General features: G+C 63.4%; 18 protein-coding genes. 8 read left to right on the top strand and 10 right to left on the bottom strand.

The window, feature by feature from the left end; all coding sequences use genetic code 11:
• Positions 1-92: 92 nt before the first annotated feature.
• The 7 genes from lptC to AC0L20_RS09280 all read left to right on the top strand — a co-directional run bounded on the left by lptC (position 93) and on the right by AC0L20_RS09280 (position 7110).
• Entirely contained in the window at positions 93-821 is a 729-nt protein-coding gene (gene lptC / locus AC0L20_RS09250) for an LPS export ABC transporter periplasmic protein LptC (RefSeq protein WP_473288269.1), read from the top strand.
• A 5-nt stretch (positions 822-826) separates the two neighbouring features.
• Positions 827-1537, top strand: coding sequence for an LptA/OstA family protein (locus AC0L20_RS09255; protein ID WP_473288270.1), 711 nt, complete (start codon positions 827-829; stop codon positions 1535-1537).
• A gap of 256 nt (positions 1538-1793) precedes the next feature.
• Positions 1794-2804: an LPS export ABC transporter ATP-binding protein gene (gene lptB / locus AC0L20_RS09260; protein WP_473288271.1), complete on the top strand. Its 1011-nt coding sequence runs from the start codon at positions 1794-1796 to the stop codon at positions 2802-2804.
• 91 nt (positions 2805-2895) lie between these two features.
• Positions 2896-4509, top strand: a complete 1614-nt coding sequence (gene rpoN, locus AC0L20_RS09265; RefSeq protein WP_473288272.1) for an RNA polymerase factor sigma-54 — start codon at positions 2896-2898, stop codon at positions 4507-4509.
• Positions 4510-4589: 80 nt separating this feature from the next.
• The gene (gene hpf / locus AC0L20_RS09270; protein WP_473288273.1) at positions 4590-5195 is read left to right on the top strand and encodes a ribosome hibernation-promoting factor, HPF/YfiA family; all 606 of its coding nucleotides are present in this window, start codon (positions 4590-4592) and stop codon (positions 5193-5195) included.
• 237 nt (positions 5196-5432) lie between these two features.
• Positions 5433-5894, top strand: coding sequence for a PTS IIA-like nitrogen regulatory protein PtsN (gene ptsN, locus AC0L20_RS09275; protein WP_027514736.1), 462 nt, complete (start codon positions 5433-5435; stop codon positions 5892-5894).
• Positions 5895-5997: 103 nt separating this feature from the next.
• Positions 5998-7110 carry a tetratricopeptide repeat protein gene (locus tag AC0L20_RS09280; RefSeq protein ID WP_473288274.1) on the top strand — a complete coding sequence of 371 codons (1113 nt, stop codon included), beginning with the start codon at positions 5998-6000 and terminating at the stop codon, positions 7108-7110.
• Positions 7111-7161: 51 nt separating this feature from the next.
• On the opposite strand, the gene AC0L20_RS09285 is transcribed toward AC0L20_RS09280, so the two are convergent.
• The 10 genes from AC0L20_RS09285 to AC0L20_RS09330 form a co-directional block, all read right to left on the bottom strand.
• On the bottom strand, positions 7162-7656 hold the full coding sequence (locus AC0L20_RS09285) for a PIN domain-containing protein (RefSeq protein WP_473288275.1): 495 nt from the start codon (positions 7654-7656) through the stop codon (positions 7162-7164).
• Positions 7653-7946 (bottom strand): type II toxin-antitoxin system Phd/YefM family antitoxin, encoded by a 294-nt coding sequence (locus AC0L20_RS09290; RefSeq protein WP_219681904.1) that lies wholly within the window; start codon positions 7944-7946, stop codon positions 7653-7655. Before AC0L20_RS09290 ends, AC0L20_RS09285 begins: the two co-directional genes overlap by 4 nt.
• A 125-nt stretch (positions 7947-8071) precedes the next feature.
• Positions 8072-8344, bottom strand: a complete 273-nt coding sequence (locus tag AC0L20_RS09295; RefSeq protein WP_007598581.1) for a BQ00720 family protein — start codon at positions 8342-8344, stop codon at positions 8072-8074.
• Between the two features lie 50 nt (positions 8345-8394).
• The gene (locus AC0L20_RS09300; protein ID WP_007598583.1) at positions 8395-8820 is read right to left on the bottom strand and encodes an Hsp20 family protein; all 426 of its coding nucleotides are present in this window, start codon (positions 8818-8820) and stop codon (positions 8395-8397) included.
• Between the two features lie 339 nt (positions 8821-9159).
• A complete protein-coding gene (locus AC0L20_RS09305; protein ID WP_473288276.1) occupies positions 9160-10239 on the bottom strand; it encodes a sn-glycerol-3-phosphate import ATP-binding protein UgpC in 1080 nt (359 codons plus the stop codon).
• A 5-nt stretch (positions 10240-10244) separates the two neighbouring features.
• Positions 10245-11093: a sn-glycerol-3-phosphate ABC transporter permease UgpE gene (gene ugpE, locus AC0L20_RS09310; protein WP_354168476.1), complete on the bottom strand. Its 849-nt coding sequence runs from the start codon at positions 11091-11093 to the stop codon at positions 10245-10247.
• Positions 11093-11974 (bottom strand): sn-glycerol-3-phosphate ABC transporter permease UgpA, encoded by an 882-nt coding sequence (ugpA, locus tag AC0L20_RS09315; protein WP_027566174.1) that lies wholly within the window; start codon positions 11972-11974, stop codon positions 11093-11095. Before ugpA ends, ugpE begins: the two co-directional genes overlap by 1 nt.
• Positions 11975-12019: 45 nt before the next feature.
• Positions 12020-13336 (bottom strand): sn-glycerol-3-phosphate ABC transporter substrate-binding protein UgpB, encoded by a 1317-nt coding sequence (gene ugpB / locus AC0L20_RS09320; RefSeq protein WP_473288277.1) that lies wholly within the window; start codon positions 13334-13336, stop codon positions 12020-12022.
• 231 nt (positions 13337-13567) lie between these two features.
• Positions 13568-14785 (bottom strand): CaiB/BaiF CoA transferase family protein, encoded by a 1218-nt coding sequence (locus AC0L20_RS09325; protein ID WP_473288278.1) that lies wholly within the window; start codon positions 14783-14785, stop codon positions 13568-13570.
• A 175-nt stretch (positions 14786-14960) separates the two neighbouring features.
• Positions 14961-15386 (bottom strand): organic hydroperoxide resistance protein, encoded by a 426-nt coding sequence (locus tag AC0L20_RS09330; protein WP_007598424.1) that lies wholly within the window; start codon positions 15384-15386, stop codon positions 14961-14963.
• A gap of 153 nt (positions 15387-15539) precedes the next feature.
• On the opposite strand from AC0L20_RS09330, the gene AC0L20_RS09335 reads away from it, so the two are divergent.
• Complete coding sequence (locus AC0L20_RS09335; RefSeq protein WP_473288279.1) at positions 15540-16001, top strand: MarR family winged helix-turn-helix transcriptional regulator; 462 nt, start codon at positions 15540-15542, stop codon at positions 15999-16001.
• The last annotated feature ends 2 nt before the right edge of the window (positions 16002-16003 follow it).

A 16003-nucleotide genomic window follows, 5' to 3' on the forward strand; every position in this document is an offset into this window, starting at 1 on the left:
AACGGCCTGTCGCTGGCTGCATATTTTGGCGCTGCCGGCTACAATGGGGCGCCCGCCAGCCGGACAAGGCGGGCGACACCTCAGGAGCCCAGGTGAATTCGGCCCATAATGTCACCTACGACGCCGCGCTTGCGGCGAAGTTCGCCAGCGCGGCGCGCCACAGCCGCCTGGTGCGGATTCTGCGCGTCGCGGTGCCGGCGACAGTGGCTGCGGCAATGGGTCTGCTCGTCCTTATCTCGACCATTTTCAACCCGTTCCAGATCCCCGTGAAGCTCGACTCCGGAAATCTCGTGGTCACAGGCACCAAGATCACGATGGAATCGCCGCATATGTCCGGCTTCACCCCGGATCAGCGGCCCTACGAGCTCTGGGCCAAGACCGCGACCCAGGACATCACCGATCCCGATCATGTCGATCTCCATGATCTGCGCGCGAAAGTGCTGATGGAAGACCAATCGACCCTGTTCCTCGATGCCCGCACCGGAAGGTTCGACAACAAGCAACAGCAGCTCGACCTGCACAAGGACATCTTCCTGCGCACCTCGACCGGCTACGAGGCGCGGCTGAACTCGGCCTTTGTCGACATGGGCAAGGGCACGGTCTCCTCGGATGAGCATGTCGACGTCAAGCTGACCAACGGAACGCTGACCGCCGATCGGCTGCGGATCACGGAGGGCGGCGACGTCATCCGCTTCGAAGGCAATGTGGTGATGCACCTCGATAAGCTGGACGACCCTGCGGCCAGCGCGCCTGCGCCGGCCGAACCCACGCCGGCGGCGAAGACACGTACGCCCCAGAACAAGTCTGCCAATTCAAAGTGATTTTCATGATCAGGTTTTTCCCGCGCAACGACGACAAGCGGCGCGTCATCCCTGGTGCGGCCGCACTCGCCGTCGGCATCGCACTGGTCGCAACGGGTGCGGCCGTCGCGCAGAGCACGATGCAAGGCGTACCCAACGCGATGCAGGGCTTCTCGCAGAACCGCGATCAGCCGATCCAGATCGAAGCCGCCTCGCTCGAGATGCGCGACAAGAAAAAGGAAGCGACCTTCTCCGGCAATGTGAAGGTCATTCAGGGCGACACCACCATGACCTCGAAAACGCTGGTGGTGTTTTATGATTCGGGCGGCGACAAGCCGGCCACGCCACAGCCTGCGGCAAAGGCGACAAAGGGGGCGCCGATGCAGTCGGCGACGCCGGGCCCGGGCGGCAACTCCTCGATCAAGCGGCTGGAGGCGCGCGGCAATGTCGTCGTCACCCAGAAGGACCAGGTGGTAACGGGCGAGACCGCCGTGTTCGACACCCGCACCAACCTCATCACCATGCTTGGCGGCGTCGTCTTGACGCAGTGCAAGAACGTGCTGCGCGGCGACCGGCTGGCGGTCGACATGACCACGGGCGTGTCGCGTGTGGAATCCGACAGCGGCCGGGTGCAGGCGCTGCTGCCGCAGGGCGGCGGCAATGATTGCGGATCCGGAGGCGCGGGCAAGCCCGGCGCGGGACCTCTGCAATTGCCTGGCGCAACCAAGCCCAAATGAGCTGAAGCCAGTCAAAGTAAATTTGAAGAATGATTTCAGATGGTTGGGTTGATCTCTCCCGATCCGAGGTTGAAGCTTGCGCGCCGAGACTGTATCTAGCGCGAAGGGCTTTCGAAGCGGGGTTCGCCGCTTTTCGGGCGTGTTTCACTGGGCATGAGACATCCCTTCATTCATGCTGCGTCGGCGAATCCTGAGGCCGGCGCGGCAGATCGCGCGAATATCGCGCAGGATCGTCGCGAAAGGCTAGAAGGCGGGGATGGTCGATCTCTTCAGCATGTTCCGTCGGCGCCCCGCCAAACGCGGCCGGCCAGGATTTGCGCGCCAGGACATCACCGCGCTCGGTGACAGCGTCGGCGGTCTCGTGGCCAGCCCGGTCAGGGACGCGCCGCCGATCGCCCGTAACCAGCCGATGCATGCACCCGATCAGTTCCAAGGGGACTATCAAGGCGACTATCAGGCCGAGCCGCCCCGAGCCCAGGCGGTTCACCCTGTGCGGGCTGCCGGCAGGCCCAACGGGTCCGGCGGGCCGCAGCTCTTGAAGCGGCCGGGCTTCCTGGCTGTGCATAGCGTGGAAAAGAGTTTTGGCAGCCGCCAGGTCGTGCGCGGCGTCAGCATCTATGTGCGACGCGGCGAAGCGGTCGGCCTGCTCGGGCCCAACGGCGCCGGCAAGACCACCGTGTTCTACATGATCACCGGCCTGATCAAGGCCGATCGCGGCGCGATCGAGCTCGACGGCCACGACGTCACCAAGCTGCCGATGTATCAGCGTGCGCGGCTCGGCATCGGCTATCTGCCGCAGGAAGCCTCGATCTTCCGCGGCCTCACCGTCGAGCAGAACATCCGCGCCGTGCTCGAAGTGGTCGAGCCCTCGCGCAAGAAGCGCGAGCAGCAGCTCGACTCGCTGCTCGACGAATTCAACATCACGCGCCTGCGGAAATCGCCGTCGATTGCGCTGTCCGGCGGTGAGCGCCGCCGCGTCGAGATCGCGCGTGCGCTGGCGACGCGTCCGAACTACATGCTGCTCGACGAGCCCTTTGCCGGCATCGATCCGATCGCGGTCGGCGACATCCAGGACTTGGTCCGCCACCTCACCAACCGCGGCATCGGCGTGCTGATCACCGACCACAATGTGCGCGAGACGCTCGGCCTTACCGATCGCGCCTACATCGTCTATGCCGGTGAGATCCTGACCGAGGGGAGCCCGGATGAGATCGTGGCCGATCCGGACGTGCGCCGCCTTTACCTTGGCGAGGAATTCCGCCTCTAGCCCGTTTTTCCAATTCGTCAAGACGTGTACATCGGGCTTGGACTAGGATAAGCAAAAATCGGACCAACTTTTTGGGATCGGTTCTTGCTTCATGGCGCTTTCGCAGAGATTAGAGTTCCGGCAATCGCAGTCGCTGGTCATGACGCCGCAGTTGATGCAGGCGATCAAGCTGCTGCAATTGTCCAATCTCGATCTCACGACCTTCGTCGAAGAGGAACTCGAGCGTAACCCGCTGCTGGAGCGGGCCAATGACGAGCCGCCTGCGGGCGAGGGCCCGGCCGAGACCGGCCAGTTCAACGACAGCGATGGCGGCCACAACGACGAGCCGGGCGGCGGCCCGGGCGAAGCCTTCGAGCCCGGCCAGGAAGAGTGGATGAGCAAGGATCTCGGCACCCGCGCCGAGATCGAGCAGACCATGGACACCGGGCTGGACAACGTCTTCTCCGAGGAACCGGCCGAGGCGGCCGCGCGCAACGCCCAGGATGCGGCGCCGACCACCTATACCGAATGGGGCGGCGGCGCCTCCGGTGACGAGGACTACAATCTCGAAGCCTTCGTCGCCGCGGAGCTTACGCTCGGCGACCATCTCGCCGAGCAGCTCTCGGTTGCCTTCACCGGGGCCGCGCAGCGCATGATCGGCCAGTATTTGATCGACCTCGTCGACGAGGCCGGCTATTTGCCGGGCGATCTCGGCCAGGCCGCCGAACGGCTGGGCGCATCGCAACAGGACGTCGAGAACGTTCTTGCCGTGCTGCAAAAATTCGATCCGCCCGGCGTCTGCGCGCGCAATCTGAGCGAATGCCTGGCAATCCAGCTCCGCGAGCTCGACCGCTACGATCCCGCGATGCAGGCCCTGGTCGAGCATCTCGATCTCCTTGCCAAGCGCGACGTCGCGGCCTTGCGCAAGCTCTGCGGCGTCGACGACGAGGACATCGCCGACATGATCGGCGAGATCCGCCGGCTCAATCCCAAGCCCGGCATGAAGTTCGGCACGGCCCGGCTCCAGACCATGGTGCCCGATGTCTATGTCCGCCCGGGACCCGATGGCGGCTGGCATGTCGAGCTCAACAGCGACACCTTGCCGCGCGTGCTGGTCAACCAGACCTACTATTCGCAGCTCTCGAAGAAGATCGGCAAGGACGGCGACAAGTCGTATTTCACCGACGCGCTTCAGAACGCGACCTGGCTGGTGCGCGCGCTCGATCAACGCGCCCGCACCATCCTGAAGGTCGCAACCGAGATCGTGCGCCAGCAGGACGGCTTCTTCACCCATGGCGTGGCGCATCTACGACCGCTGAATCTGAAGGCCGTCGCCGACGCCATCCAGATGCATGAATCCACGGTGTCGCGCGTCACCGCCAACAAATACATGGCGACCAATCGCGGCACGTTCGAGCTGAAATATTTCTTCACGGCCTCGATCGCCTCGGCCGATGGCGGCGAGGCGCATTCGGCCGAAGCCGTGCGTCACCACATCAAGCTGCTGATCGATGCGGAGGCGCCATCCGCGATCCTGTCCGACGACACCATCGTGGAACGCTTGCGCGGCTCGGGCATTGATATCGCCCGCCGCACGGTCGCGAAGTACCGCGAAGCGATGCGCATTCCGTCCTCGGTGCAACGCCGTCGCGACAAGCAGAGCGCTCTTGGTAACGTCCTCTCCACCGCCATGGCCGATCGCTCCCGCAATCCCGAACCGGCCTGATTGCGCCGGCGCCAAATCGCGCTACTCTCGATCCGCTATCGGGCCCGATCCTGGCCAGGCACGAACCAAGCGAGGTTCACATGACTCTCCGCATCTCGGGAAAGAGCGTCAATGTCGGCGAGGCCCTGCGCGGCCGCGTCACCGACCGGACTGAAGAGGTCCTGCGCAAATATTTCGACGGCAATTACTCGGGTCACATCACGCTGAGCAAGGACGGCTTCGGCTTCCGCACCGACTGTGCACTGCATCTTGATTCGGGAATCACGCTCGAGGCCGATTCGAACGCACCGGATGCCTATGCCAGTGCCGACCAGGCCCTGGTAATGATCGAGAAGCGGCTCAAGCGCTACAAGAGCCGGCTCAAGGACCGCTCCGCCCGCAAGGCCCATGTCGCCTCCGCGGCGCTGGCCGCCATGGATGCCACCAGCTACGTGCTGGAGGCCCCGGGCGAAGGTGAGGACGAGGACGAAATCACCGGCTACAGCCCCGTCATCATCGCCGAGGCCACCACCTCGCTGAAGCCGCTGTCCGTCAGCGAAGCGGTCATGGAACTCGACCTCAGCGGGGCGCCCTGCCTGGTGTTTCAGCACGGCTCCTCGGGCCGGGTGAACATCATTTACCGCCGGGCGGACGGCAATGTCGGCTGGATCGACCCCCCGGGGGTCAAGGCGGACGGCAAGGCCTGAGGCGGCTGGCGACACCCTGCGGCCCGGCGCCGGGTGCCCCTTTCCGCCTTAACAATGACCGGGGCAAAGCTGCACGCGGGAGTTGGCACCGGGATTGCGTTGGAGTAGAAGCCCCCCACATCAGGGGCGAGCTAAGTCCGCCTCCTGCTTCAACTTCTTGATGTCGGCCCGCCCAGGTTCTTTGTCCAGGCTGGCCAATTCGGAACCTGACGTTTTCATTCACCTCGGAAGACTTCCATGCCGATTACCGATCTGGTCGCGCCCGAGGCGATTCTCCCGGCATTGAAGGTCAACAGCAAGAAGCAGGCGCTTCAGGAACTCGCGGCCAAGGCCGCCGAGCTGACCGGGCAGAATGAACGGTCCGTGTTCGAGGTGCTCCTGCAACGCGAGAAGCTCGGCACCACAGCGGTCGGCTACGGCGTCGCCATTCCCCACGGCAAGCTGCCCAAGCTGGAAAAGATCTTCGGCTTGTTTGCGCGCCTCGATCGTCCGATCGATTTCGAATCGATGGACGGCCAGCCGGTCGATCTCGTCTTCCTGCTGCTCGCCCCCGAAGGCGCCGGCGCCGATCACCTCAAGGCGCTGGCCCGCATCGCCCGCCTGCTGCGCGACCAGGACATCGCCAAAAAGCTCCGCGCCTCGCGCGATGCCCAGGCGATCTATTCCGTGCTGGCGCTGCCGCCGGCGACTGCGGCTTAACCTTCTCCCTCGAACCGACGCAGCGCCGTCTGCGACATATTGTGCAGCCGGGCGCTGCGATAGATCGTCTCCGGCACGGTTTTCGGCGCGGGGATTTTGCAAGATGATGTGCGGTTCGATCGGGCGGGTTTTCGGTCTGCTTTGCTCCGTCACCATTGCCGCCACCGCCGTGGCCCGCGCCGACGAGGCGTCCACCGACCGCGTCATCGCGGAGAAGACCGAGATCATTGCGGCCGATGCAACCAATGCGGTCGCTTACGAGCTGCGCGGCGAAGCCTACTACATCAAGCACGACTGGAATCGCGCCTTCGAGGATTGCAGCGCCGCGATCCGGATCGATCCGAATTTCGGGCGGGCCTATAATTGCCGCGGTCGCGCCTATTCGGCGAAGGGCGATGGCGATCACGCCATGATCGACTACAACGAGGCCATTCGCCTCGACCCAAATTATGGACCGTCCTACACCTCGCGCGCCGAGGAATATTTCAACAGGCGCGATTTCGATCGTGCGATCGCCGGCTTCACCGAGGCCATCGAACGCAGCCCCAAGCAGGCTTACCGTGCGCTCGTCATGCGAGGGGAGGCGTATGCAGCGAAGGGCGACACCGATCACGCCGTCGCCGATTACAGCGAGGCGATGCAGCGCAATCCGGCCGCCGCCTGGCCCTACGAGTTGCGAAGCACCATTCGCTCCCACAAGGGCGAGATCGATGCAGCTCTGGACGATTGCGACAGCGCCGTCCGCCTGGAACCCGGAAATGCCGGCGGCCACTACTGCCGGGCCATGGTGTTCCTGAAGAAGGACGATGCCGACAGCACCATCCGGGAACTGGATGACGTGACGAGGATGAGACCGTATTTCGCAAAGGCCTATCTCGTTCGCGGCGTCGTCCTGCACGGAAAGGGCGACGACAAACGCGCCCTTGCCGATTTCGACGAAGTAATCCGATTACAGCCGGGGAATTGGGAGGCCTACAACAGTCGCGCCGGTCTGTTTCGGGATATGGGACAGCACGATCGCGCGCTCGCCGACTACAACGAGGCGATCCGGCTCGATCCGAACAGCCAGCTCGCCCTGGTCAATCGTGCCCTCCTCTACATGATGATGTCCAACCCCAAACATGCGCGCGCGGATTTCAACAGCGTGCTCGCGCTGCCACTGAGCGACAAATGGGCCGTGGACACGGCGCGCGAAGGACTCGGCTTTGTGAAGTGATCGCGGAGCCGGGGCCGCCATCTTCCGTGGGGCTTGGGACGATCTGCTTTGCTACAAACTCGATATCGCTTCGAGAGTCACGGGTGGCCGCATGAGCGTCTCGTCGCCGTGGCAGTAGAATTTGTGCGTCCACGGATCAAACACCGGCACGCGCGCTTCGACGAATTCGTCGATATCACGTGTAACAACAATCAGATCCTGTAGCGCGACGATAGCCGCGATGAACAAGTCAGGCTGCCCGAACGTATGGCGGCGCTTGCGGCCCTCGATGACCATCGTTTTCCACCGCACGATGACATCTTCGGTGATGGGAAGAACCCGCCCCGCAAACAGCGGTCGCAGCGTGTTGTCTAACCACGATCGAAGGTCTGTGCGTCTGGTGGGATCGGACAGTTGTTCGATGCCGTAGACGATTTCGGCGAAGGTGACCTCGGTGACATAGAGATCATCGCCGTTTTGGCTGGCGACAAAATCGGCAACGTCAGGATTGGGTTTGGGCCGGCGTAGTTCCGAAACCACATTGGTATCGAGCAGCCATCCTCTCAAAGCTCGACGTCCCGAACTTTGGATTTGATCGTCAGGCGTTCAAATTCCACATCGCCCAACGGCGATTTGGCAAGGACCGAAACGATGTCGCGGCCGCTCACGGGACGTTGGAGGCGATCGAATTCCTCTGCCGCGATAATAACCGCGGCGTCCTTCCCGTGCAGCGTAACGCGCTGCGGTCCGGTGCGTTGGGCCTCCCTGACGATCTGGCTGAGGTGAGTCTTCGCATCCTGAAGGCTCCATCGCCCGGATTGGGGGCGCTTCTTCGACGAGGGACGCTTTGTCGACATGCTGTGCCTTCTGGTCGGATCAACCAGAATTTAGAGTATCCGAATTCGGCCGTCAAAGCAAAACGGGCACGCCTTCCTGCGAAGGCATGCCCGCTTGAAACTCTATTCGTGCGACGTGCGCGTGCTCAGTGCACGCTCACCGCTTGCAGCTCGTTGCTCCAGGCGTTGGCGATCGCGGCTTCGCGGCTGTCGGTCAGCATGATCGGCGTGCCGTCGGCGGCGTGGAGCGCGAAGAGCTTGAGGCCCGGCGCGATCTTCGGCGCTTCGGGAAACAGGCCCGGCACATCCTCGGAGCGGATCTGCTTCACATAGGCGATATGGCCTTCGCCGAGGGTTGCCAGCGTCTCTGGCGAGACGTTCTTGGCTTCGTATTCGAACGCAACGTGACCTTCACTCATGGTCTCGACTCCTCTGGAACACTAAGCGGTCGAGTCCGCTACTCGTTCCATTATTCGTGCTCATTGATAGCGATTGTCTTAACGATCCTCTCCGGTTCCGGCCGGGCTAGATCGATCGCCAGCAATCCGTTCTTCAGATCCGCACCCAGCACCAGCATCCCCTCCGCCAGCACGAAGGTGCGCTGGAAGTGGCGCGCGGCGATGCCGCGATGGATGTATTGCCGGGTCTTGTCGTCCTGCTGCCGTCCGCGAATGACGAGCTGGTTTTCCTCAATGGTTACATCGAGTTGGTCGCGGGTGAATCCGGCGACCGCCAGCGTGATTCGCAACCGCTCGGGCTGGCCCTCCGATCGGTCGCACCTCTCGATATTGTAGGGAGGGTAACCGTCGGCACCTTTGACGACCCGATCGAGCACGCGCTCGATCTCGTCGAAGCCCAAAAGGAACGGACTGGAAAGCGTGGGAACACGAGACATAGTTTACAAAGTCCTCTCGAAGCGACTTTGGTGCATCAGGGCCCGTCAAGGCACCCCTTGATCAGCAATATGGGCATATCCGCGTGTAGGTTCAAGGACGTAGCGGGGGCTGTGGATTGGCCATTTCCGCTTACGTGCACCGTTGCTTCCGCATCGTCATGGCCGGGCTTGTCCCGGCCATCCACGACCTTTACTCGCGCGTGAAGAACGTGGATGCCCGGGACAAGCCCGGGCATGACGACGAGTTAGCCGGCCGAATTCTCTCAACGAAAACAAACCCCCTTCTACTGTGCATGGGGTTGTTTTCGCGGTTTTTAATCGACGGCCCTGTGGAACCGGTCAGGCCTCGATCCGCGTCCGGCCGTCGCCGCTGAACAGATGCAGCTTTTGGCGCATTGCTGCGACGCGGATCTTCTCACCGATCGGCGGCGCCTCCGAGCCGGGAATGCGGACGATGACCTCGCCGGGTGGCAGCTCGCCGGGATTGGCGGCGATGCGCTGCTCGTCCTGAGCCCGCGTACCGTAGACGAAGGTTTCGGCGCCGACGCGCTCGATCGCTTCCACGGTGAGCGGAAGGGCGATGCCGCCCGCCGGCGTCTGGTCGGTGATGACGAAATCCTCCGGGCGGATGCCAAGGATGCCGGCATCGGTGCTGCCGAGCTGCGATCTGATTTCATCGGCGCGAATCGACATCAGATTCATCGGCGGTGCCCCGATGAAGGAGGCGACGAAAGTCGTCGCCGGCTTCTCGTAAATCGCGAGCGGATTGCCGACCTGCTCGACCTGGCCGCCATTCATCACCACGAGAACGTCGGCGAGCGTCATCGCCTCGAGCTGGTCGTGGGTGACGTAGATCGACGTGGTGTTGAGCCGGCGCTGCAATTTGCGGATCTCGACCCGCATCGCGATGCGGAGCTTTGCGTCGAGGTTGGACAGCGGCTCGTCGAACAGGAACACCTTGGGCTGGCGCACGATGGCGCGGCCCATGGCGACGCGCTGGCGCTGGCCGCCGGAGAGCTGGCGCGGCTTGCGCTCCAGCATGGATGTGAGCTCGAGCACGCGCGCGGCTTCGTCGACGCGGGTCTTGACCTCGGCCTCCTTCATGCCGCGGTTGCGCAGGCCGTAGGCCATGTTGTTGAAGACGCTCATATGCGGATAGAGCGCGTAGTTCTGGAACACCATCGCGATGTCGCGGTCGGCGGGCTCGATCTGGTTGACGATGCGGCCGCCGATGTCGATCTCGCCGCCGGTGACGGTTTCGAGGCCCGCGACCATGCGCAGCAATGTCGACTTGCCGCAGCCGGAGGGACCGACCAGCACGCAGAACTGTCCGTCGCCGACATCGACGTTGACGCCCTTGATGGCCTCGAAGCCGCCGGGGTAGGTCTTGCGGACGTTGCGCAGGGTGACGTTAGCCATGGGATCTACTTTTCCGTCTCCACGAGTCCGCGCACGAACAATTTCTGCATCACGACGACGACGAACACCGGCGGCAGCATCGCAAGCACGGCGGTCGCCATCACGATCGGCCATTCGGTCAGCGCGTCGGTGGTGGTGATCATCTTGCGGATGCCGACCTGGATGGTCTGCATGTCGTCACGGGTGGTGATCAGCAGCGGCCAGAGATATTGATTCCAGCCGAGGATGAAGAGGATCACGAACAGCGCCGCCATGTTGGTGCGCGACAGCGGCAGCAGCGTATCCCAGAAGAAGCGCAGGGGACCCGCGCCGTCGATGCGCGAGGCCTCCAGCAGCTCGTCCGGCACCGTCATGAAGAACTGGCGAAACAGCAGCGTCGCGGTGGCCGAGGCGATCAGCGGCAGCGACAGGCCCGCATAGCTGTCGAGCATGTGCAGATCGGCGACGATCTTGTAGGTCGGATAGATGCGGACCTCGACCGGCAGCATCAGGGTGATGAAGATGATCCAGAAGATCGGCATCCGGAACGGAAAGCGGAAATAGACGATCGCATAGGCCGAGATGATCGAGATCGCGATCTTGCCGACCGCGATCAGCAGCGCCATCACCAGCGAGTTCAGCATCATGTTGCCGACGGGCTCGCGGGTCGATCCGCTCGTGCCGACGAAAATGGTCTGGTAGTAGACTTCGAAGAAATGGCCGCCCGGCAACAGCGACATCTGCCCGTTGGCGATCAGCGCGTTGTCCTGGGTCGAGGCGACGAACGCGATGTAGACGGGGAAGGCGACGATCGCGATCCCGATCCACAAAATGGCGTGGGCGATGTAGCGCCGGAAGCCCTCTTCCTCGACCATCAGTAGGTCACCTTGCGTTCGACGAAGCGGAACTGGATTCCGGTGAGCACGATGACCATAACCATCAGGATCACCGACTGCGCCGCCGAGCTGCCGAGATTGCCGCCGAGCAAGCCGTCGGAATAGACCTTGTAGACCAGCGTGACCGTGGACGTTCCGGGACCGCCGCGGGTCATGGTGTCGATGATGCCGAACGTGTCGAAGAAGGCGTAGACGATGTTGACCACCAGCAGGAAGAAGATGGTCGGCGACAGCAGCGGGAAGGTCACGGTCCAGAACCGCCGCATCGGACGGGCGCCGTCGATCGCGGCGGCCTCGAACACGCTCTTCGGAATCGCTTGCAGGCCGGCGAGGAAGAACAGGAAATTATAGGAGATCTGCTTCCACGCGGCGGCGAGGATGATCAGAGCGGCGGCCTGGTCGCCGTCGAGCAGCGGATTCCAGTCGATGCCCATGTTGCGCAGATAGCGCGAGAGCACGCCGAGCGAGGGATGCAGCATGAAGATCCAGAGCACGCCGACCACGGGCGGCGCCACCGCATAGGGCCAGATCAGCAGCGTGCGGTAGAGCATCGAGCCACGCAGCGGCTTGTCCGCCATCACGGCGAGCAGCAGCGCGAAGGATAGCGACGAGACCGCGATGGCGAACGAGAACAAGAAGGTCCGGACGATCGCCTCGAAATAGGCCGCGTCCTTGAACAGCTCGACGTAATTCTCGAACCAGACAAAGGTGGTCGACAGCCCAAACGCATCCTGGAGCAGGAAGGACTGGATCACCGCCTGCAGCGCCGGCCAATAGAAGAAAATCAGGACGATCGCGAGCTGCGGCGCAACCAGCGCGTACGGTAACAGTCTTGACTGGAAAATGGCTTGCTTTTGCATGATGGGCGACGCCGGCAGGCCGTGCGGCCTGCCGGCGTCTTCGCCTTATTTTACGGCGGTCTTTTCGAACTGCCGCAGCATCGTGTTGCCGCGCTCGACCGCGGAATCGAGCGCCTGCTTGGCAGTCTTCTTGCCGGCCAGCGCCTGCTCGATCTCTTCCGACCAGACGTCACGCAGCTGCACCATATTGCCGAGGCGCAGACCGCGCGAATTCTCGGTCGGCTCCTTGTTGGTCAACTCGAGCAGCGGGGTCTCAAGATAGGGCTGGTCCTTGTAGAAGCCCTCTTCCTTCGCCTTGGCATAGGCCGCCTTGGTGATCGGCAGATAGCCCGAGGCCTTGTGGATATAGACCTGGCGATCGGTGTCCGAGAGGAAGGTCAGGAACTTTGCGACGCCCTTGTATTCCTCAGCCGACTTGCCGCCCATCACCCACAGCGAAGCGCCGCCGATGATCGAGTTCTGCGGTGCGCCCTTGATATCAGGATAATACGGCATCGGCACGGCGGTGAAGGCGAACTTGGCCTGCGCCTTGACGTTGCCGAAGAACGCCGACGAGGTCAGGTAGATCGGGCACTCGCCGGAGGTGAAGCGACCCTCGCCGGTATTGGTGCGGCCGGCGTAATCATACGTCTTGGTCTTCTGCAGCTCGACCAGGGTTTCGAGGTGCTTGACCTGAAGCGGTCCATTGAACTCGAGCACGGTGTCGAAGCCGTCGAGGCCGTTGGCCTTGCTGGCGAGCGGCACGTTGTGCCAGGCCGAGAGCTGCTCGAGGTTGACCCAGGTGACCCAGGAGCCGGAGAAACCGCAGGTGTCATGACCGGCAGCCTTCAGCTTCTTGGCGGCCTCGAACGTTTCGGGCCAGGTCTTCGGGATCTCGACGTTCGCCTTCTTCAGCTCGTCGAGGTTGACCCACATCACGGTCGAGGACGAGTTGAAGGGGAATGAGAGCATCTCGCCCTTGGACGTCGAATAATAGCCGGTGATGGCGGGCAGGTAGATCTTGGGATCGAACTTCTCACCGGCGTCGGCCATCAGCTTGTAGACGGGCTTCACGGCGCCGGTCGCGGCCATCATGGTCGCGGTGCCGACTTCGAACACCTGCATGATGTGCGGGGCGTTGCCGGCGCGGAACGCCGCGATGCCGGCGTTCATCGTATCGGGATAGTTGCCCTTGTAGGTCGGGATCACCTTGTAGTCGCTCTGCGACGCGTTGAAATCGGTGGCGAGCTTGACGATGACGTCGTTGTTGGCGCCGGTCATCGCGTGCCACCACTGGATTTCGGTCACGGCCAAGGCCGGCGAGGCCGATAGTCCAACCGTGAGCGCAATAGCGGCAGCCGCTCCAAAGTGTCTAAGAGCCATCAAGTAAACCTCCCTTGGCCGTTCTCTTGGGCCGTCAAAAATGATCGCTTGCGCTAGCAGCGCCATATGACGTTCACATGACTGTGTAAGCGGCCGAAACGAAAGCGGCAAGCGCGGCAAAAGGGAAGTCGTCAAATAGGCGAATGCCGCGCGCGCAGCGTCCTCCGTTCGCGGTGCACAGAGCGCCCGCGCCGCAGTGCGGCATTGCCGTCGGATGTGGAAGGCGAGGCGCTAGCGCTTGCGCTCGGGTCCGCAGACCGTGCCCTGCTCGACCATCGCGTCGATCTCGGACCTGGAGTAGCCGAACTCGCCCAGCACCTCGGCCGCATGCTGGCTGAATTTCGGCGGCAGGCGCCGCAGGCTCGGCTTGCTGCGATCGAGCCGGATCGGCGACGCCACGCCCTTGTACCAATCCTTCTCGATGATATCGCCGCGCGCGATCGTGTGCGGGTTGGTCAACGCCTGGTCGATCTTCTGTACGGGCCCTGCGGGCAGGCCCGCGGCGAGCAGGCGATTGCACAGCGGCTCGGCCTCGTGCTGGCTGAACACGGCGGCGAGCTCGGCCCGCAGAGCCTCGCGATTGGCGATGCGGTCCTTGTTGCGGGCAAAGCGCGGATCGGTGCCGAGCTCGGGCTTGCCGATCTCCTTGGCGAGCTTGCGGAAGGTGCCGTCATTGCCGACGCCGATGAAGATGTTGTCGGTCTTGGTCGGGAAGATCGCATAGGGCACGAGGTTGGGATGCTCGTTGCCGGTGAGCGCCGGCGGCTTGCCATGCATGAAATAATTCGCGGTGTGCGGATGCATGATGGCGAGGCCGGTCTCGTACAGCGTGGTCTCCAGGAACTGGCCCTGGCCCGAGCGCTGCCGCTCCGACAGCGCCATCAGGATGCCGATCGCCGCATAGAGGCCGGTGCCGATGTCGACCAGCGGCACGCCGATGCGCATCGGTCCGCTCTCGGGCGAGCCGGTCGCCGCGATCATGCCGGTCATGGCCTGGATGATGGCGTCATAGCCGGGATTGCCGCCGCGCGGGCCGTCGGCGCCGAAGCCGCAGATCCGGCAATGCACGAGGCGCGGAAATTTTTCCCGCAAGCTCTCGTTGCCGATGCCCCATTTCTCCAGCGTGCCCGGCTTGAAGTTCTCGATCAGGACGTCGGCGCTCTCCAGCATCTTGAGCAGCACGGCCCGGCCGCCCTCGGAGGCGAGGTCGAGGCCGATCGAGCGCTTGTTGCGGTTGATGCCGATGAAATAGGCCGCGTCCTCCTCGTGGAAGGGAGGGCCCCAGTCGCGCACCTCGTCGCCTGCGGGCGGCTCGACCTTGATCACGTCGGCGCCGTGGTCGGCGAGGATCTGGGTGCAATAGGGACCGCCGAGCACGCGCGTGAGATCGATGACGCGCAGGCCGCTCATTGCACCCGTGGCGGCTCCAGAACTGGCGGCTTCAGTCATGCCTTCGCGTCCCCTGTGTCGATATGATCACAGGCCTAACGAGGTTCGTCCGAGCCGGCAATGGCTTCCCGCGTAGGGCGTCATGCAGGCCGCTCGCCGCAATCCCGCGGGATGGCAAATCAAGCGAAGCGGCCGGCCCGAGGGGGATCCCGGGCCAGCCGCTTCAGTTACCCGATCAGACGACCGTCAGGCGGACGTCGACATTGCCGCGCGTCGCGTTGGAATACGGGCACACCTGGTGTGCCTTCTCGACCAGCGCCTCGGCTTCCGCGCGGGCGAGGCCCGGCAGCGAGACGGCAAGGTCGATGTCGAGACCGAAGCCGCCGGCCGCGCGCGGGCCGATGCCGACGGTCGAGGTCACGGAAGCGTCGGCCGGAACCTTGGGGCCGCCCTGCGAGGATACGAACTTCATCGCGCCGATGAAGCAGGCGGCATAGCCCGCCGCAAACAGCTGCTCGGGATTGTTGCCGGCACCGCCTCCGCCGCCGAGTTCCTTCGGCGTGGTGAGCTTGACGTCGAGCGCGCCGTCGAGGGTCGCAGCATGGCCGTCGCGGCCGCCGGTGGCTTTTGCGCTGGTCTTGTAAAGGACGTTCACTGACATTTTCGTCTCCCTGTGTTTTCGGGTGGGGTGCGATCTTTATCTCAAACAATTAGATTGCGCGCAATTGAAATTATGGGGTCTCACATTTAATTGTTCGCAATTGAATATGCCGCCGGCCGGCCCCAGAATGGAGCAAGTCCTGTGAGATTCTCCATGCCCCGGAAACATTCGGCAGCGGACGCGCCGCTGCGCCTCGAAAACCAGATCTGCTTCGCGGTCTATTCGGCCGCGCATGCCTTCAACCGCGTCTACAAGCCGCTGCTGGACCGGCTCGGCCTGACCTATCCGCAATATCTGGTGATGCTGGTGCTGTGGGAGCGCGACGACGTGCCGGTCAAGGACATCGGCGAAAAGCTGCACCTGGATTCGGGTACGCTGACGCCGCTGCTCAAGCGGCTCGAGGCGGCCCACCTCGTCAAGCGCACGCGCTCGAGCGAGGACGAGCGTCAGGTGCTGATCGCGTTGACCCCGCAGGGCCACGCCCTGAAGGACAAGGCCCGCGCCGTGCCGCAATCGATCCTGGCGGCGTCGGATTGTTCAGTCTCGGAACTGGTCGCGATGAAGGACGAGATTGTGGCGTTGCGCGATCGGCTGAATGCGGTGATCGGGGAGTAGGG

The organism is Bradyrhizobium sp. Kon58 (assembly GCF_055807455.1).

What these genes read in the sequence shown, in the direction of transcription:
- AC0L20_RS09255 (WP_473288270.1), top strand. Translation starts at nt 827, where the DNA reads ATGATCAGGTTTTTCCCGCGCAACGACGACAAGCGGCGCGTCATCCCT.
- lptB (WP_473288271.1), top strand. Translation starts at nt 1,794, where the DNA reads ATGGTCGATCTCTTCAGCATGTTCCGTCGGCGCCCCGCCAAACGCGGC.
- rpoN (WP_473288272.1), top strand. Translation starts at nt 2,896, where the DNA reads ATGGCGCTTTCGCAGAGATTAGAGTTCCGGCAATCGCAGTCGCTGGTC.
- hpf (WP_473288273.1), top strand. Translation starts at nt 4,590, where the DNA reads ATGACTCTCCGCATCTCGGGAAAGAGCGTCAATGTCGGCGAGGCCCTG.
- ptsN (WP_027514736.1), top strand. Translation starts at nt 5,433, where the DNA reads ATGCCGATTACCGATCTGGTCGCGCCCGAGGCGATTCTCCCGGCATTG.
- AC0L20_RS09280 (WP_473288274.1), top strand. Translation starts at nt 5,998, where the DNA reads ATGATGTGCGGTTCGATCGGGCGGGTTTTCGGTCTGCTTTGCTCCGTC.
- AC0L20_RS09290 (WP_219681904.1), bottom strand. Translation starts at nt 7,946, where the DNA reads ATGTCGACAAAGCGTCCCTCGTCGAAGAAGCGCCCCCAATCCGGGCGA.
- AC0L20_RS09295 (WP_007598581.1), bottom strand. Translation starts at nt 8,344, where the DNA reads ATGAGTGAAGGTCACGTTGCGTTCGAATACGAAGCCAAGAACGTCTCG.
- AC0L20_RS09300 (WP_007598583.1), bottom strand. Translation starts at nt 8,820, where the DNA reads ATGTCTCGTGTTCCCACGCTTTCCAGTCCGTTCCTTTTGGGCTTCGAC.
- AC0L20_RS09305 (WP_473288276.1), bottom strand. Translation starts at nt 10,239, where the DNA reads ATGGCTAACGTCACCCTGCGCAACGTCCGCAAGACCTACCCCGGCGGC.
- ugpE (WP_354168476.1), bottom strand. Translation starts at nt 11,093, where the DNA reads ATGGTCGAGGAAGAGGGCTTCCGGCGCTACATCGCCCACGCCATTTTG.
- ugpA (WP_027566174.1), bottom strand. Translation starts at nt 11,974, where the DNA reads ATGCAAAAGCAAGCCATTTTCCAGTCAAGACTGTTACCGTACGCGCTG.
- ugpB (WP_473288277.1), bottom strand. Translation starts at nt 13,336, where the DNA reads ATGGCTCTTAGACACTTTGGAGCGGCTGCCGCTATTGCGCTCACGGTT.
- AC0L20_RS09325 (WP_473288278.1), bottom strand. Translation starts at nt 14,785, where the DNA reads ATGACTGAAGCCGCCAGTTCTGGAGCCGCCACGGGTGCAATGAGCGGC.
- AC0L20_RS09330 (WP_007598424.1), bottom strand. Translation starts at nt 15,386, where the DNA reads ATGTCAGTGAACGTCCTTTACAAGACCAGCGCAAAAGCCACCGGCGGC.
- AC0L20_RS09335 (WP_473288279.1), top strand. Translation starts at nt 15,540, where the DNA reads ATGCCCCGGAAACATTCGGCAGCGGACGCGCCGCTGCGCCTCGAAAAC.